We start from the raw sequence: 15,844 nt of genomic DNA, 5'->3' as shown, positions 1-15,844 counted from the left end.
GGTGACAAAACGACAAACCGTGTTTATTCTATTTTGTGAAAACCAGTGTCTATTGCACGATGTTTTGTTGATTTAGTTAAAATTGTTACCGTTGCAAGGAGAGTTCAGTGGTCAGACATATCGTCATGTGGACGTTGAAGGATGAGGTCGAAGGTAAGACGGCAATCGAAAATGGCGCGAAGATGAAGGATATCCTGGAAGCCCTCAAGGGGCGTATCGAGGGGCTCCGGCATATCGAGGTCAGTACGGAGATCGTGGCCGCCGATCCCGAGTGCCACGTCATCCTGTGCTCCGAGCACGACGATGTGGATGCCCTGAACCATTACCAGGATCACCCCGAACATCAAGCCTGTGTCGCCTTCGTGAAGAAGGTGGCTTCCGGCCGCAAGGTCGTGGATTACGTAATTTGAGCTGCCTCGGCCCGGGGCGTTTGGCCGGGCCGTCGCAAGAGGGGTAAATCCGAACTCACGCGGTTCGATAAGGAAGGACGGCCGCACCAAGGAGGATGCCATGTCCGTGCGTTTTGATCAGGAGCGAAAGCGGATCATCTGCCGCTGGGAAGAACCCATCAAAGTGGTCATGAATAAGAAGGAAGGGTTCATCAATCGGTCTCGGATGATTACCGTCAAGGTGAACGACAACGGCAAGCTGAACAGCAAAGATCGCAAACGGCATGCGGATCATCCCATGTTCCCGACCATCAGCCGTTTTAACCAGATGCTCAATTCCATCGAATGCTATCCGAAGTGCGAGAATGAATACAGATGCGCGAAATGCGGCACGACTCACGGGGTTAGCCCCCACTTCGACACCAAGAGCCAGTCCATCGTCTGGTTGTGCAAGGACCATTTGAATAGTTCGTCCAAACTGGACGCCTAGAACTTCCGGTCGCCCCGGGCCATGATGGTCCGGTCGGCCGTTCGAGTCCGGGAAAACGGACAACTCGGCGCACCCGCAAAAAGCGGGTGCGCCTTTTTTGGTCTTATATAAGTCGATTCGTTTTGGGAGGGCGAAAAGGCGTGGAGCGGAAAAGGACCGCGCCGAAAGAGCGAAAAGAGGATGCCAGGGGCCGGGCTTCATGCCGCTTTGCGGGATGAGCGCTTGCGCATTCCGCGCAAGAAATGCGCAACAATACGCAATGGTTGCCGGAAGTTGCCAGATCAGGCAACAGGCGCGCAAAACAATTCCACTCCCGCCGTTTTCCGCGGACGACGCAACGCGAAGAGGGGGGGATGGGCCCGCACGAGAAAGGCCCCCGCGCAATGCGCGGGGGCCTTGGGGGTTGCTCGTTGTGCCGGAGGCTACCAGGAGAAGAAGTAGGTGGCGGCCAGACCGGTGATGGACATGGTGATGGTGTAGGGCAGGGCCAGGACAACCATGCGTCCGTAAGACAGACGGATGACCGGAGCCAGCGCCGAGGTCAGAAGGAACAGGAAGGCGGCCTGGCCGTTGGGGGTGGCCACGGACGGGATGTTCGTGCCGGTGTTGATGGCCACGGCCAGATGGTCGAAGTGGGTCATCATCTTGGCGACCTGGTCCTGGATGCCTGCGGGCAGGGAGGCGATGACGTCGGTGCGCACCAGGTGCGGATCGGTCAGCTTGTCCATCAGAGCGGCGGCGTCGGCCACGCCGGGGACAGTGCCCAGGAGCTGGACGAAGTGCATCTTGGTCTCGGAGATGTACACCGTGGCCACGAAGACATTGTCCGAGATCATGGAGAGCAGGCCGTTGGCCGCGTAGTACGCGGCGAGCTGGGTCTGGCCTTCCAGCCCGAGGACGAAGTGCATGACCGGGGCGAACAGGTGCTGGTCGTGGATGACGCCGACGATGGCGAAGAAGACCACGAGCAGGGCGGTGAAGGGCAGGGCCTCCTCGAAGGCGGGGCCGAGCTGGTGCTCGTCGGTGAATCCGTTGAAGGCGGTCAGCAGGACGATGACGGACAGGCCGATGATGCCGACTTCGGCCAAGTGGAAGGCCAGGGCGGAGATCAGCCAGATGCCGATCAGGGCTTGGACCACGAGTTGGGCCTTGCCCTGAAGGCCGCGCTTGGATTCCATTTCCATGGCGGTCTCGAGCAGGTGGGAGCGGATGTTGCCCGGCAGTTTCGCGCCGTAGCCGAAGATGTGGAACTGTTCCACGAGCACACAGGTCAGCATACCTACGGCCAGGACCGGCATGGAGACGTGGGCCACGTTGAGGAAAAAGGGCACGAAGTGCCAGCCCATAACCTCGCCGATGAGCAGGTTCTGGGGCTCGCCCACCAGGGTGCAGACGCCGCCCAGCGCGGTGCCGACGGCGCCGTGCATCATCAGGTTGCGCAGGAAGGCACGGAATTCCCGGAGGTCCGCCCGGTTCTGCTCCTTGACGGTCTCGTCGGAGCAGAGGTCGTGGTCGCAGTTCATGGGCTTGCCCGAGGCGAAGCGGTGGTACACGTTGTAGAACCCATAGGCCACGGCGATGATCACGGCCGTGACGGTCAGGGCGTCCAGGAAGGCGGACAGGAACGCGCCTGCGAAGCAGAAGAGCAGCGAGATAATGGTCTTGGACTGCACGCGGGTGAGGATTCGGGTGAAGGTGTACTGCAGGAAGTCCTTCATGAAGTAGATGCCCGCGACCATGAAGATCAGGAGCAGGATGACCGGGAAGTTGGTCAGGGCCTCCTGGTAAACGGTCCTGGGCGAGGTCATCCCCATGATGACGGCCTCGATGGCCAGCAAGCCGCCCGCCGGCAGGGGATAGCATTTGAGCGCCATGGCCAGGGTGAAGATGAATTCCGCGATCAACACCCAGCCCGAGATGAACGGCCCGGCCGTTATCATGAGGATGGGGTTTATCACCAAAAAGGCGATAATGGCCATTTTGTACCAGCTGGGCGCGCTGCCGAGGAAGTTTTTGCTAAAGGCCTGGGTCAGTGTCTGAGGCATGTTCGGTTACTCCTGATGATTGGATTGCCGGGATTGTCTCGAAGGCAAGATTTAATCCCCGATGGTCATTGTCGGATACATGCCAGCATCCTTGCCCGATTGGAAGGGCTGAAGGATATTGAAGGCGGCATCCCGAGTCTTTTGGGCATGTCCGCGGGTATTGTCGGACCCGTCGAAGTATGCGCCGTTTTCTTCACGTATATGGTCGATGCGATGTCTGAACGCATCAACGAAAGCCTTTCCGTTGCCCTTGAAGGTGGCGTTGCCCAGGGTGAGGTCCCCGGCCTTGGCCAGTTCGTCCAGGTCGATGCACTGGGTCTTGAGGTCGGCCTGCTTGGTGACGTATCCCCAGATGGCCGAGTTGTCGGGTATTTCGATGCACTCCTCGGCGTCGATGATGGTATGAGGCATGACGATGGAGTCGCGGCCAATGGTGATGGGGCAGTCCTGCCGCCCATGGATGAAGGAATTGAAGCCCACGAAGACGTTTTTGCCCACCGTGGTCCAGATGACCTTGCCGCCGTGCGCGGTGACGTTGTTGCCTTCGTAGACCGAGTTTTTGATATAGCAGTTCTCCTGGGCGTTGGACCCCTTGCCGATGAAGGAGTCCTCCACGTGGGCGCGCTGCACGATGAGCGCGTTCTCGCCCACCTCGCATCGGCCCTTGAGGACCGCGTAGGGGGAGACGTAGGCGGTTTCCGGCACGATGTGGTCGTTTTCGGGCCGGGCCGTGGAGTAGATGGGCACGAAGTCCTCCTTGAATTCGTCCACGTAGTCCACGAATTTGCCGGTCAGGTGGCCGTTCTGGTCCAGCTTGACGTACTGCTCGATGACCCCTTCGGGGTAGAGGTAGTTGAATTCGAACAGGTCGCCGGATTTGATCCAGACCCGGCCGGGCTCCACGGTCAGCCTGGAGAGGTCACCCGCCTGGACGTAGGCGAAGTCGCCGATGACGCAGTTGTGCATGATGGACAGGTCGGCGGTGGCGAAGGCCCCGAGATAGACGCCTTCGAGCGTGGTCCCGTGGATGTTGGAGTAGTGCATGGCCGCCGAGTTGAGGATGCGGAAGACTTCGGGCGTTTCGGGGTTTTTGGAGTTGTTGTGGACCAGGGTTTTGACCAGGTAGGAATTGATGATTCGAATGACCTCGTCATAGAAAAGCTTGGTCTTGACTCCGTTGAACTCGACCACGTCGCCCTTGCGCTTGAGTTCGTCGCCGCGCACGTTGGATTTGTAGAGGACCGAGCTGTCCACCAGGGTCCGGCCCAGGAAGTAGGTCCCGGCGAGGTTGGAGTTTTTGAATTTGAAGCTGATGGGGTGGTCCTCGGTCAGGGCATAGAACGCGTAGTACAGGAGATGGCGTTCTCGCGGAATGGAGTTTTGGAGGATGGTGCGGACGTCAACGCCCATGGGCTTGAGATTGACGTTTACCCTGGACGCTATGTGATCGAACAGTTCTTCGAGTTTTTCCATGTGGCTCACCATGCTTTGGTTTTGGTGACACAAACGGCCGCCGCGCGCGGGCGCGGCAGCCGTCGTGATATTCTCGCCGTAATCCTGATCGCTAACCTCCGGCGGGGAGGGTGATGGGCATGCCCATGATCGGCCAGATGACCAGGACGGCCAGGCCGACCAGGATCATGAGCAGCAGGGATGCCGGGATGCCCAGTCCGAAGAACTCACCGGTGGTGAACTGTCCGGAGTCGTAGGCGATGGCGTTGGGCGCCGCGCCCACCAGGAGCAGGAAGGGCATGCCCGCCATGACCAGGGAAGCGTACAGGATGACTTCGGGGGCCACGCCCAGGTAGGGGGCGATGACCAGGGCCACTGGAAGGGATATGGCGATCGCCGCCACGTTCATGATGAAGTTGGTCATGATCATCACGAAGAAGGCTATGGACATGACGAAGATGAACCAGTTGGCCTCCTGGAACATGACCAGCCAGTTGACGGCCATCCACTTGGCCGCGCCGGTCTCCCACAGACAGAAGCCGATGGACATGGCTCCCGCGAAGAGCAGGATGATGTTCCAGGGGATGTCTTCGAGGTCCTTGAGGTCCAGGATCTTGAAGATGAAGAAGAGGACCGAGGAACAGAGGATGATGGCGGTCTTGTCCACGGCTTTGAGCGCCGGGATGAAGGCCCGCAGGGACATGATGATGATGACCGAGGCGACGATGACGGCGGCCAGGATCTCCTCGCGGGTCAGGCTGCCCATCTTGGCGTTGAGTTCGCGGGCTTTTTCGCGCAATCCGGGAATGCGGTCCTTCTCGGGTTTGCAGACGATCATGAAGAAGCCCCACAGCAGGAAGGTCATACCCCAGCCGATGGGGGCCATGTAGTAGGTCAGTTGGAAGAAGCCCACGTCCACGCCCACGATTTCCTTGAAGAAGCCGAGGGCCACCGCGCCGCGCGCCGCGCCGAGCAGGGTGACGATGGAGCCCGCGCCGGCCACATAGGCCATGCCGATGAACAGCCCCTTGCCGAATTTGGTCGGCCGGTCGCCTTCGCCGTATAGGGCGTAGATGGCCAGCAGCAGCGGGTAGATGGTCGCGGCCACGGCGGTGTGGGCCATGATGTGGGTCAGGGCGGCGGTGACCACGAACACGCCGAGATAGATCATCGAGGTGCGTTCGCCCACGATGTCGAGCATCTTGTAGGCCAGCCGTTTGGTCAGGCCGGTCTTGGTGAAGACCAGTCCGATCATGATGGAGGCGAAGATGAACAGGACCGACGGGTCCATGAAATCCTTGAAGGCCACCTTGGCCGGACGGATCAGGAACATGACCTGGAGAATGCCGATCATCAGCGAAGTGACGCCGATGGGCACGACTTCGAAGACCCACCATGTGCCGGCCAGCAGGAACACGGCGATGGCGCCCTTGGCCTGGAGGGACAGGGGAAAATGCTCGCCCATGGGGTCGATGGCGTCGGGCCAGGGGGAGCTGAAATAGACGATGGTGAAAAGCAGGACGCCTGTGAGCATGAACACCAGGCGTTTCCAGTCAAAGTTGGATTTTACGGTGCGTGCGGTCTCCATATGGATCTCCTCGTTGGACCGGATGGGCTAGTCGGTCAGGGCGCAGGTGTTCATGCGGCCGACTATTTCGTTGAAGACGTCCGACATGCGCAGCACGCCGGTGACCTGGCCGTTGTTGCGGACGATTAACGGCTGAGGCGTGCCGACCATGTACATGTGCACGCCGTGTTCGATGTCGCTGTCTTCCTCTATGTAATGGTCCTCCGCGGGGACATGCATGGCGTCCGTGACCTTGATCCTGACGCCTCGGGCACAGATGTTGGTCAGGGTGTCTGCCCAGAGATTGAATTCCTTGAACTGCTCGGCGACGTAGCGGTTGGAAAGCGTGTCGCTGATCAGATCTTTCTTGAAGAGTTTTTTGTAATTCGGCTCCAGCGCGGTGATCATGTCGGACATGCTCAGGACCCCGGCAAAGGCGCCCTGGTCATCTAGGATGAGAACATCCCGGTGTCCGCCGTTTTTGAGCGTGGCGGCCACGTCGCCGAGCGAGGCATCCTTGCCCAGCGTCAGGTAGTCGTCCACCGGAATCATCAATTCTTTGACTTTCATGCTAATCCTTCCTCCCAAGAAGTACTGTTTGCACATGGGTGGGACGCCCGTTTCGCAGGAAAACGGCACGCCCCGTTGTGAAACACGGCCTCGGACGAGGTTGACCGGCACCGACCCCCATCGATGCGGCCCGAACGAAGTTCGCGGCCTGGAACGATCAACAGGTCCGGGTTTCTATAGATAGCAATTGGTTCTTTGCGTCAAGAGTATTATGTGAAACTTTGCTCAAGGACGAAATGAAACAAAATGGGACTATTTTGGAACATGGCTATGTTTCACAATAAAACAAAACGGCACAAGGGGGCGGGCTAGAAATAATTTTGGCCGGGCGAGAGTTGACCGGCCAGATAGGCTTCGAGAATGGGGTCCACCGGACCGCAGACGTTGTCCAGGACGTTGATTCCCTTGCGCTTGAGGAATTCGAAGACCTCTTTTTCCATGCCCGAGCAGATGATGGTCTGGATGTTCTCGGCCATGACCAGGCGGTACATGGCCTCGGCCGACGGAGTCTCGAAGGTGACGACCCGTTCGCTGAGGGTGCCCATGGCGCTGGTTTCGCGGGTGATGGAGACGATCAACACCTCCGGGGCGAGGTCGAAACGGGGGGACAGCTCGTTGTCCATGAGCGGGATGAGGATGTTTTCCATGGGATCCGCCTATTCAATGCCGAAGTGTTTCATCTTGCGCCACAGAGTGGACCGGCCCCAACCGAGCAGTTCGGCCGCCTTGGACTTGCGGCCGCCGGTCTTGACCAGGGCTTCCAGGATCATCTTGCGCTGCACATCCTCCCATCGCTCGGGCGGAGCCGCCCGGACCGCGCCCGTCTCCATGGCCCGGGGCGGCACGGACAGGTTCTCGGGCAGGTTGGGCCCGTGGAGCATGTACCCCGGCAGGTGGCGCATGCGGATGACGTTGCTGTCGCAGAAATTGACGGCGTATTCGATCAGGTTGCGCAGCTCCCGGATGTTTCCCGGAAATTCGTAGGAGCGCAGCAGCGTCTCCACATTTTTGGAGAAGCGGTCCACCTTCTTGCCGTAGCGCACCTGGAACATCTTCAGGAAATGGTCCTGGAGCAGGAGCAGGTCTTCGCCCCGTTCGCGCAGGGGCGGCAGGTGCAGGCGGATGACGTTCAGCCGGTAGAGCAGGTCCCGCCGGAATCGCTTGCGCCGGACCATGTCCTCCAGGTCGTAATGGCTGGCCGCCATGATGCGTACGTCCGTGTGGACCACCTTGGTGGATCCGATGGGGCGCACGGCATGGTCGTCCATGTATGCCAGCAGCTTGGTCTGCAAAGGCAGGGGCAGGTCCCCGATCTCGGTGATGAACAGCGATCCCCCGTGGGCCATGCGTAGCCGGCCCGGCTTGGCGTGGTCCGCCCCGGGCAGGGCGTTCTTGGCGTGTCCGAACAGCTCGGATTCCAGCAGGGGCACAGGCAGCGCGCCGCAGTTGACCTTGACGAACGGGCCGTCCCGGTCCGATTCCTTGTGGATCTCCTCGGCCAGCATGTCCTTGCCCGTGCCCGTCTCGCCCGTGATCAGCACCGGCGAATCCGTCTGGGCGATGGATGGGGTCATGGCGAAAATCTTGCGAACTTCCGGACTGCGCCCCACCAGTTCGCCCAGGCCCGAAACCCCGCTGACGATTTCATCCAGGGCATGCACGGACGCGGGCATCAGGGTTTCAATGACTCCCCGGATGGAACCGTCCTCCGCCACTAGCGGGGCCAAGGTCAGGTGTATGCTGACCTTCTCCCGCTCGCGGTTGATGATGTTCGCCTCCAACGTCCGCGTGCGCTTGTCCGTCCAGCCGTCCAGCACGGGGCAGTTGCGCATGCAGTAGTCCGAGCGCAGGGCATGCAGGCAGCGGATGCCTCGCACCTGCTCGCCCGTCACGCCGGTCAGCGACTCGTAGTTCCGGTTCACCGCCAACAAGGTTCCGTCCCGATCCATGATCGCCACGCCCAGAGGCAACACGTCCAGCAGGGCCGCAAGTCCCTGCTTGTTCGATAAACTCCGTATCAACGCAGCCGGGTCGGCTATGTCCATGGACTTTCCTCGCGTTGGATGTCTGTTCGGCAATCCGTGAACCATAATGAAACAGCCCGGCGATGACAAGCGGGGCCGGACGGCGTGGGAGATAAACCCGAGAGTCCATGAAGCGCAGGTCGGTGGACCGGGGGGTAAGCCCTTTCTCTTGCGGTTAGATAATGGATTTGATTTCCGGGGACTTTACATCTGGTCTTGCTTGATTTTATCATAATATAAGTTGCTTGACGATAACAACATCACAGCCAAGAGCGCTTAGGCGATTAATCATACGGTGATTGGTAATGTTATGAATATAGTAGAATATTTACAAAGCGAAAAAACAAGAAATTCAATAGTTGAGTTGATATGGTCAAACAGAGTTCAATATCATATTTTTGAAAATGTGGATAAAATGCGAAGCGCAGCAGCTCATTCGTATAATTATTTTATTTCACAATGCGTTCATAATAACCAATATATATCGTTCACAGATTTAGCAATACGTCATATAAAAAGCATATACGATGATCTTTTCCGCACCATTGCAAGACTCAACTTACGAAGCTCAATTGCAGAGGTGGAAAAAATCGTGATTGATCATCGGGCCAAGCTGATTGCGGAATTGAAACTCTGTGTACAAGCAGATGACTATAAAATACAGCACGCCTTGTGCAGTGAATATTCAGGTGATTTTCAATGGCAGATTCTCAGGCTGGATGAACAGAAATTAATTGAACCAATTCTTGATGTAGGCTGTGGCGAAAAGAATCATCTTGTCAAACAACTAAGACTGGCAGGATATGTAGATGTATTTGGTGTAGATCAATATGCGAATTCAGATAGGTCGATTATTTGTGGTAATTGGCTTGATCTTAAATTTAAAAAGGGCACATTTGGTGCTATTATTGCGCACATGTCGTTTTCTAATCATTTTGCGCGGCAAATATTTTTGGGTAGTGCGAAGCAATCAATATATGCACAAAAATATCATGAGATATTGGAGAGCTTAAAAGAGGGCGGGCGTTTTATGTATACTCCGGCTCTTGAAAAAATAGAATCTGATGTGGATTTGAATAGATTTGATATAAAATACTATAGCAATACATGCGACAGGAATCTTGACACAGTACATGTCGTAAAGGTGTAACGAGATTTCGTGAACAGGGCCAACTGCGGGATCATGGCAGTTTCAACCCGAATTATTCTCGCTCCCTGGTGACGGAAGCCCTCGACCGCGAGAAACCTTTCTTGCTTGGGGCTGCGGATTCCAGCTAATCGGCGCGGCGGGGAGACTGGTGGGGGAATGGCTCCCCAAAAAAACTTTCGGAGCAGGGCGGTTAAGGACGAGTCGCCCTTTTTTCCACGCTTTGCATGCCGTTCCCGATATGACCCTTCGCGGCGTTCAGGATCGTTTCAGAGGCGATTTGCCCGTTGTGCGTCCATTGGCTCGGTCCGGCTCTCCTTCGGCTCGGTTTGTGTAATCTTCACCGAGAGTATGGCGGCCCGCCGTAGCCCTCACCTTTTTGATCCCCTTTGGACAGGGAAGATGAATCCTAAAAAAACGAGGCCCGGGTTTTGCCCCGGGCCTCGGTCGTTTTTTCGTTGTCCGTTCGCTCTAGTGGGCGTTCATTTCCTCAATGAGCTTGCGGAGCTGGTTGGAGAGCCGGGCCAGTTCGTTGACTGCTTCGGCGGACTGGTTCATCCCTTCGGCGGTTTCGCTGGCGATGAGATTGATGTCGTCCACGGCGCGGTTGATTTCCTCGGACGCGGCGGACTGCTCCTCGGCAGCGGTAGCGATGGACTGCACCTGGCCGGAGGTGTCGTCGGCGTACTCGACAATGGAGTCGAGGGCCTCGCCGGAGCGGTTGGCCAGTTCGGTGGCCTGTCCCACGGCCTTGGCCGCGTGGTCCACGCTCCGGATGTTGGTTGCGGCGGCATCCTGGATGACCTGGATGGCGTCGCCGACCTCCTTGGTGGCGGCCATGGTCTTTTCGGCCAGCTTGCGGACCTCGTCGGCGACCACGGCGAAGCCGCGTCCCGCCTCGCCCGCGCGGGCGGCCTCGATGGCGGCGTTCAGGGCCAGGAGGTTGGTTTGGTCGGCGATGTCCTCGATGACGTTCATGATCTGACCGATGTCGGTGGTCTGCTTGCCGAGTTGGCCCATGGACTGCTTGAGGGTGGCGGTCAGGTCGTGGACTTCGCGGATGGCGTTGGTGGCCTCGCGCACGACCTTGGCGCCTTCCTGGGCCTGGGTCCGGGCGTTGGCCGCGGACTCGGCGGAGTTGGACGAGTTGCGGGCCACTTCGAGGACCGTGGCATTCATTTCTTCCATGGCCGTGGCGGTCTGGGTGGTCCGGTCGCGTTGAACCTCCGCGCCCTGGCTGACCTGTTCGGCCTGGGCGGAGAGTTCGTCGGCGGCCGAGGTGACCTGTTCGGCGATGAGCGATGCTTCGCCCGCGATGCGCTGCATGGTGGTCAGCAGGGCGTTGGTTTTGGCTTCCTGGGCCCGGGCTTCTTCCATAGCCTTTTCGGCGCGGCCCTTGGCGTGTTCGGCCTCGTCCTGCTTCTGGGCGGCTTCGAACATCTTGGCCTTGAGGTTGCCGACCATGGTCTGGATGGCTTCCTTGACGACGCCCAGTTCGGCGGCGAAGTTGCCTTCGGGCTTGGCTTCGATGTCGCCGTCGGCCACGGCCTTGGCGTAGGTGCGGATGCGGAAGAGCGGACCGACTATGATCAGCTTGACCAGGATCCAGACGAGGGCGCCCACGGCCAGGAGCACGGCCACGGTTTCGAGGGCGGCGTAGAGTTCGGCCTTGAACACACTGGCGTTGACTTCCTCAAGGGTGGTCGTGATTTCGAACGCGCCGTGGATTTCGCCTTCCTTCCAGCCTTCCTTGACGCCGCCGACGGGGTCCCGGTCGCCCTTGTTGTCCCCGTGGCAGTACAGGCATTCCTTGGTCAGGCGAATGGGGCGGAAATAGTGGATGGCGTTGTCTTGGATGATGACCTTTTCCTTCAGGTCCGTGGACTTGAGTTCGGCCAGCACCTTTTCTTCGAAGGGCGTGGGTTTGTTCACCGGGTTGCGCGGCGCGACCTTGGGGACCCGGAAATTGTAGTTCAGCTTCTTGGCCTGTTGTTTGGCCATGTTGATGGCGGTGATGACCGGAATGGATTCGAGGAGTTTTTCCTGGGTGTCGAGCTGGTCGAAGGGCACGATGATGCCCATGTTGAGCTTCTTGGCCATTTCGGTCCGGGCGGCCTCGGCCATGAGGATGAGCGCCCGGCTCTGTTGAACGATGCCTGCCTCGGCGTCGTTGCGGATTTGGATGGCCTGGTGGACGGACAGCACCACGGCGACAATGACCGGCCCGAGCAGGGCCAGGGCCAACACTTTGACCTTCAAGCTCAAATTCGTGAACATTGAACCCTCAACTTAGTTGAATCTTTAGACGACAGCGTATCGTCCCCTTCGGTATAATACTATATGATCAAAGGTGGCATTTCGTAAAGAAAATGAACCTGGACGGGCGGGGTGCCGGCGTCGGTTCGTGCCTTGGCCTCGGGAGCAATGCCTACCGGAGACAGTGTGGCGGATGTAGCCGAATTGCCGTCGGCTGTCCATCGCCGTGCCATGCGGGGAACGGAGAAAAGACCGCGGCTTTGTCGGTCGTGGCCCTTGTTTTTATCTGGTGCCGAAGAGAAGGCTCGGAAAGTCTCACTTCCTGGTGTCACGGCAATGCTTTGATTTCGTTTTTCTATTTTGTTTCTGGCTGCCCTCTAGACATGAAGCATGACCTGGCATTTTGACTCGGCCCCAGCAAGGGAGAGTTGTTATGTTTTTGCAATATTCCTTGATGTCTCGACCTGTGATGAGGCCGACTTTGTATTTATTACCAATGATGTGAAAGGTCGTAAGCAATCAATACGACGGCCGCTTGCCTTCGTTATGCCAGTTGGTTGAAAACGCCAATTCATAACGGACCCCATCGTTATCGTTGCAAGTGACACCTGCGAGAAAGGCTCGATTGCAGAGGGGGAGTGCGTGGAGACCCTTGGGGCAAAGAGGCTTGAACGCGTGTGTCGTTTTGGCCTGATTATCATCTCGGAATCAATCGCCATGGTGCCGAGAAAGGGTGTTGACAAAAGCCGAAAGTCTAAATAATCACTGAAAACGATTTTCAATTTCATAATAAGGCGGGGCCGGAATGAACTGCTGCGGGAGTGATGGCGAATTTCACCGTGGAGAGTTTGAGGTGCAGGTCAGATGGCGTGAGCGCAAGGAACTTCGCAACATGTCGGCGATTGCCGTCGGTGCCGGGGTCGCCTTGCTGACGCTGGAGACTGCGACCATTTACCTGCTCGCCGCCCGAAGCGGCGGTCGGGACGAAGATCCGGCCTACGGACTAATAATTTCATGAGTAAGGACATCTTCTACAAGGAAGCGACCGCCCTGGACCAGGCGCGGGCCGCGTTGGAAACCGTCATGGGGCTGGACCGCAATGCGGAAAGGGCCTTCCGGGCGCTTGTCGACGGGTATGCCAAGCTGTTGCGGCAAAGCGAACGGATGGTGACCATGGGCGACAGGATGCAGAACTCCCTCAACAGTCTCAACCGGGAGCTGGCGGACAGCGAGTCCAAGTATCGGGGCGTGTTCGAGAACGTCACGGAAGGCATCTACCGCTGCGGCAGGGACGGGAACTTCATAGAGGTCAACCCGTCGCTAGCGTGCATGTTCGGTTTTTCCCGCGTGGAGGACTTTCTCGAAAGACTGCCCAACATCCGGCTGCTTTTCGCGGCGGAGGAGGACTACGCCCAGTACCGCAAGGTCCTTGCCTCCCAAACGGTCCGCCGCCGGGAGGTTCGAGCCGCTCCGGAGGGCGGGAACGAATTGTGGGTGGAACTCAGCGCCAGTCTGATGGGCAGCGCGGAGGACGGGGAAGACACCGTGGTCGGCGTTATGACCGACGTCACCGAGCGGCGCTATATGCTCGAGGAGATGTGCCGCCTGGCCCGCACCGACAGCCTCACAGGCCTGTGGAACAGGGCATACTTCATGGAGCTGGCGAACCGCGAAGCGGCCAGAAGCCGCCGCAACGGGACCGGCCTGTCCCTGCTCATTCTGGACCTGGATTATTTTAAAGGTGTCAACGACACCCACGGCCACGACGTGGGCGACAGGGCGTTGATTGAGACCGTCGGTCGCATGCGCGCCTCGGTCCGCGAGATAGACGTCGTCGGGCGATACGGCGGCGAAGAATTCGTGGTCCTGCTGCCAGACGCCGATACCAGCGCCGCCTGCTCCGTGGCAGAACGCATCCTGCACAATCTGCGTTCTGAACCGGTCGACTGCGGTGCCGTGCGACTCCATCTGACTGCCTCCATAGGCCTTACCTCCATGATGGTCGAGGACGACTTGGACGCCCTGCTCAAGTTCGCGGACATCGCTCTGTACGCGGCCAAGAAGAAGGGCCGCGACCGGTCGGAATGCTACCGCCGGGAAAGTTGCCCGGAGAGCGGGTGCGGCCCCTCCTCAAGCCCCGGCGGCCAGTGGGGTGAGCTGCTGTGAGCGCGATGACGAGCCTGTCCGAAACCGTTCGAAACCTGAGTGTCGAGCGCAAGCTGAGCTTCGTCTTGCTGGTGACCATGGTGCTGTCCCCACTGACCATTTTCATCATCCTGCAATCGGGGGGGAAGGGGCAGGCCACCAATGCGCTCATCGCCCTTATCGTCGCCTCCATTATCCTGCTGGTGCCGTTCGCCAAGTGGATGAGCCACTTCCTCGCCCTGCGGGCCATCCGTGAACTCAACGACCAGTGCCAGCGCCTCAAGGACGGGGGGTATGATGACATCGGGCTGCCCAGGGGCAGCGGCGAGGGCCACGATTTCCAGAAACTCAAGTGGAACATGCACTGGATGGGCTACACCCTCGCCACCCGCGAGATCCGTCTGCGGCGGGCCATGGCAGACCTCTCCCGGGCCCAGCGCCAGATCGGGGAGAGCCTCGACTGCGCCAGCCTGATCCAGACCTCGTTCCTGCCCAAGAGGGAGGGGCTTTTCGACTACATCCCCGATCACTTCCTGATCTGGGAGCAGCGGGACGTGGTGGGCGGTGACGCCTATTGGTTCCAGGCCACCCGGACCGGCTTCCTGCTCGGGGTCATCGACTGCACCGGCCACGGCGTGCCGGGCGCGTTCATGACGCTGATCGTGACCTCGCTGCTCCGGAAGGCGACCGAAGACACCGAAAGTCCGGCCCAGGTCCTGGCCCGGATGAATGTGCTGATCAAGGACGCCCTGCGCCAGAACGGCAGGGATGCCCGCTCCGACCACGGCATGGACTGCGCCCTGTGTCATGTGGACCGCAGTAAAGGGCGCTTGACCTTTGCCGGGGCCAATACGCCGCTCTATTTCATGGACGGAGACGGGGTGGAGGTTGTCAAGGGAGACCGCTGCGGGCTGGGCTATGTCCGCTCCCCCAGGGATTTTGAATTCAACGAGCACGATATCCAGGTTGAGAGGGGCATGCGTTTCTATCTCGCTTCCGACGGCCTGGTGGACCAGGTGGGCGGCGAGCGTGGCTTCCCCTATGGCAGGACCCGGCTCGAGGAGTTCCTCGACAAGGGGAAAAACTCACCCATCGCGGCCCAGGGCCTCGACCTGGCCGAGGAGCTCAGGCGGTACCAGGGCCAGGAGAAACGGCGGGACGACATCACGATCATCGGTTTTGAATTGTAAGGAATGCGAGTTATGAGAATGAGTTTGTTCAAATACTACGAAGAGATGCAAGGTGAAGGGGTGATTCTGTACTTCAACGGCCCCGTCTCCCAGCACATGGTGGAATCCATAGCCGGGCTGATGCGCACCAAGATGCGCGCCGAGGACACGGGCCTGGGTTCGGCTCAGCGTGTGTTCGCCGTGCTGGTGGAGCAGATGCAGAACATCGTCCGCTATTCCTTGGAGCAGCGGACGGACAGCCTGGAGCAGCTGGGCGAGATGGCCCACGGCCAGGTTGTGGTCGGCCGGGAAAAAGACGGCCGGTTCTTCGTGGCGTGCGGCAACAGGATGCTGACGGACGACTCCCGCAGCTTGGTCAGGTATCTTCGGCGGTTGCAGGGCATGACCAAGGAAGAGCTGAAGGCGTACTACAGGGAGCAGCGGAAGCTGCACGGCGCCGGGACCCTCAAGGGCGCGGGGCTGGGCTTGGTGGAGATGGCTCGCAAGGCATCGCGCCCTCTGGATTACGATATTGTCCCGGTGGATGCCTCCACCTCGTTTTTTTCCATGAAAGTGGTGACCCAGTAGGA

The 15,844-nt window shown here is 58.9% G+C and carries 13 protein-coding genes; 6 read left to right on the top strand and 7 right to left on the bottom strand.

Translation table 11 applies throughout. From position 1 onward, the window contains the following. Positions 1–107: 107 nt before the first annotated feature. Together J0909_RS14490 and J0909_RS14485 are read left to right on the top strand one after the other, a co-directional pair. Positions 108–410, top strand: a complete 303-nt coding sequence (locus J0909_RS14490; RefSeq protein ID WP_207263914.1) for a Dabb family protein — start codon at positions 108–110, stop codon at positions 408–410. 100 nt (positions 411–510) lie between these two features. Beyond that, on the top strand, positions 511–879 hold the full coding sequence (locus tag J0909_RS14485; RefSeq protein WP_207263912.1) for a hypothetical protein: 369 nt from the start codon (positions 511–513) through the stop codon (positions 877–879). Positions 880–1,301: 422 nt separating this feature from the next. On the opposite strand, the gene nhaB is transcribed toward J0909_RS14485, so the two are convergent. The 6 genes from nhaB to J0909_RS14455 all read right to left on the bottom strand — a co-directional run bounded on the left by nhaB (position 1,302) and on the right by J0909_RS14455 (position 8,558). Next, positions 1,302–2,924: a sodium/proton antiporter NhaB gene (nhaB, locus tag J0909_RS14480; protein ID WP_207263911.1), complete on the bottom strand. Its 1,623-nt coding sequence runs from the start codon at positions 2,922–2,924 to the stop codon at positions 1,302–1,304. 51 nt (positions 2,925–2,975) lie between these two features. Then, positions 2,976–4,397, bottom strand: coding sequence for a transferase (locus J0909_RS14475; RefSeq protein ID WP_207263910.1), 1,422 nt, complete (start codon positions 4,395–4,397; stop codon positions 2,976–2,978). Between the two features lie 91 nt (positions 4,398–4,488). Further along, entirely contained in the window at positions 4,489–5,964 is a 1,476-nt protein-coding gene (locus tag J0909_RS14470; protein WP_207263909.1) for an SLC13 family permease, read from the bottom strand. 27 nt (positions 5,965–5,991) lie between these two features. Continuing rightward, the gene (locus tag J0909_RS14465; protein WP_207263908.1) at positions 5,992–6,513 is read right to left on the bottom strand and encodes a CBS domain-containing protein; all 522 of its coding nucleotides are present in this window, start codon (positions 6,511–6,513) and stop codon (positions 5,992–5,994) included. Positions 6,514–6,821: 308 nt separating this feature from the next. After that, positions 6,822–7,160 carry a NifB/NifX family molybdenum-iron cluster-binding protein gene (locus J0909_RS14460; RefSeq protein ID WP_207263907.1) on the bottom strand — a complete coding sequence of 113 codons (339 nt, stop codon included), beginning with the start codon at positions 7,158–7,160 and terminating at the stop codon, positions 6,822–6,824. 9 nt (positions 7,161–7,169) lie between these two features. Next, a complete protein-coding gene (locus tag J0909_RS14455) occupies positions 7,170–8,558 on the bottom strand; it encodes a sigma-54 interaction domain-containing protein (RefSeq protein ID WP_207263906.1) in 1,389 nt (462 codons plus the stop codon). Positions 8,559–8,847: 289 nt separating this feature from the next. Here J0909_RS14455 and J0909_RS14450 point away from each other — a divergent pair, with 289 nt between their 5' ends. Next, positions 8,848–9,687 (top strand): class I SAM-dependent methyltransferase, encoded by an 840-nt coding sequence (locus J0909_RS14450; RefSeq protein ID WP_207263905.1) that lies wholly within the window; start codon positions 8,848–8,850, stop codon positions 9,685–9,687. Between the two features lie 468 nt (positions 9,688–10,155). On the opposite strand, the gene J0909_RS14445 is transcribed toward J0909_RS14450, so the two are convergent. Next, positions 10,156–11,961 carry a methyl-accepting chemotaxis protein gene (locus J0909_RS14445; protein WP_207263904.1) on the bottom strand — a complete coding sequence of 602 codons (1,806 nt, stop codon included), beginning with the start codon at positions 11,959–11,961 and terminating at the stop codon, positions 10,156–10,158. 993 nt (positions 11,962–12,954) lie between these two features. On the opposite strand from J0909_RS14445, the gene J0909_RS14440 reads away from it, so the two are divergent. The 3 genes from J0909_RS14440 to J0909_RS14430 are packed head-to-tail and all read left to right on the top strand — an operon-like array spanning position 12,955 to position 15,842. After that, positions 12,955–14,106 (top strand): GGDEF domain-containing protein, encoded by a 1,152-nt coding sequence (locus tag J0909_RS14440; protein WP_207263902.1) that lies wholly within the window; start codon positions 12,955–12,957, stop codon positions 14,104–14,106. A 5-nt stretch (positions 14,107–14,111) separates the two neighbouring features. Then, the gene (locus tag J0909_RS14435; RefSeq protein WP_286182054.1) at positions 14,112–15,275 is read left to right on the top strand and encodes a PP2C family protein-serine/threonine phosphatase; all 1,164 of its coding nucleotides are present in this window, start codon (positions 14,112–14,114) and stop codon (positions 15,273–15,275) included. 18 nt (positions 15,276–15,293) lie between these two features. Next, positions 15,294–15,842 carry a SiaB family protein kinase gene (locus J0909_RS14430; RefSeq protein ID WP_286182048.1) on the top strand — a complete coding sequence of 183 codons (549 nt, stop codon included), beginning with the start codon at positions 15,294–15,296 and terminating at the stop codon, positions 15,840–15,842. The last annotated feature ends 2 nt before the right edge of the window (positions 15,843–15,844 follow it).

The organism is Desulfovibrio sp. Huiquan2017 (genome assembly GCF_017351175.1).
Lineage (GTDB): Bacteria > Desulfobacterota > Desulfovibrionia > Desulfovibrionales > Desulfovibrionaceae > Pseudodesulfovibrio.
The sequence above is the reverse complement of the archived record's forward strand: the minus strand, read 5'-3'. Positions and strand labels throughout refer to the sequence as shown.

Coding starts and splice junctions, on each gene's coding strand:
- J0909_RS14485 (WP_207263912.1), top strand. CDS start 511: ATGTCCGTGCGTTTTGATCAGGAGCGAAAGCGGATCATCTGCCGCTGG.
- nhaB (WP_207263911.1), bottom strand. CDS start 2,924: ATGCCTCAGACACTGACCCAGGCCTTTAGCAAAAACTTCCTCGGCAGC.
- J0909_RS14475 (WP_207263910.1), bottom strand. CDS start 4,397: ATGGAAAAACTCGAAGAACTGTTCGATCACATAGCGTCCAGGGTAAAC.
- J0909_RS14470 (WP_207263909.1), bottom strand. CDS start 5,964: ATGGAGACCGCACGCACCGTAAAATCCAACTTTGACTGGAAACGCCTG.
- J0909_RS14465 (WP_207263908.1), bottom strand. CDS start 6,513: ATGAAAGTCAAAGAATTGATGATTCCGGTGGACGACTACCTGACGCTG.
- J0909_RS14460 (WP_207263907.1), bottom strand. CDS start 7,160: ATGGAAAACATCCTCATCCCGCTCATGGACAACGAGCTGTCCCCCCGT.
- J0909_RS14455 (WP_207263906.1), bottom strand. CDS start 8,558: ATGGACATAGCCGACCCGGCTGCGTTGATACGGAGTTTATCGAACAAG.
- J0909_RS14450 (WP_207263905.1), top strand. CDS start 8,848: ATGAATATAGTAGAATATTTACAAAGCGAAAAAACAAGAAATTCAATA.
- J0909_RS14445 (WP_207263904.1), bottom strand. CDS start 11,961: ATGTTCACGAATTTGAGCTTGAAGGTCAAAGTGTTGGCCCTGGCCCTG.
- J0909_RS14440 (WP_207263902.1), top strand. CDS start 12,955: ATGAGTAAGGACATCTTCTACAAGGAAGCGACCGCCCTGGACCAGGCG.
- J0909_RS14435 (WP_286182054.1), top strand. CDS start 14,112: ATGACGAGCCTGTCCGAAACCGTTCGAAACCTGAGTGTCGAGCGCAAG.
- J0909_RS14430 (WP_286182048.1), top strand. CDS start 15,294: ATGAGTTTGTTCAAATACTACGAAGAGATGCAAGGTGAAGGGGTGATT.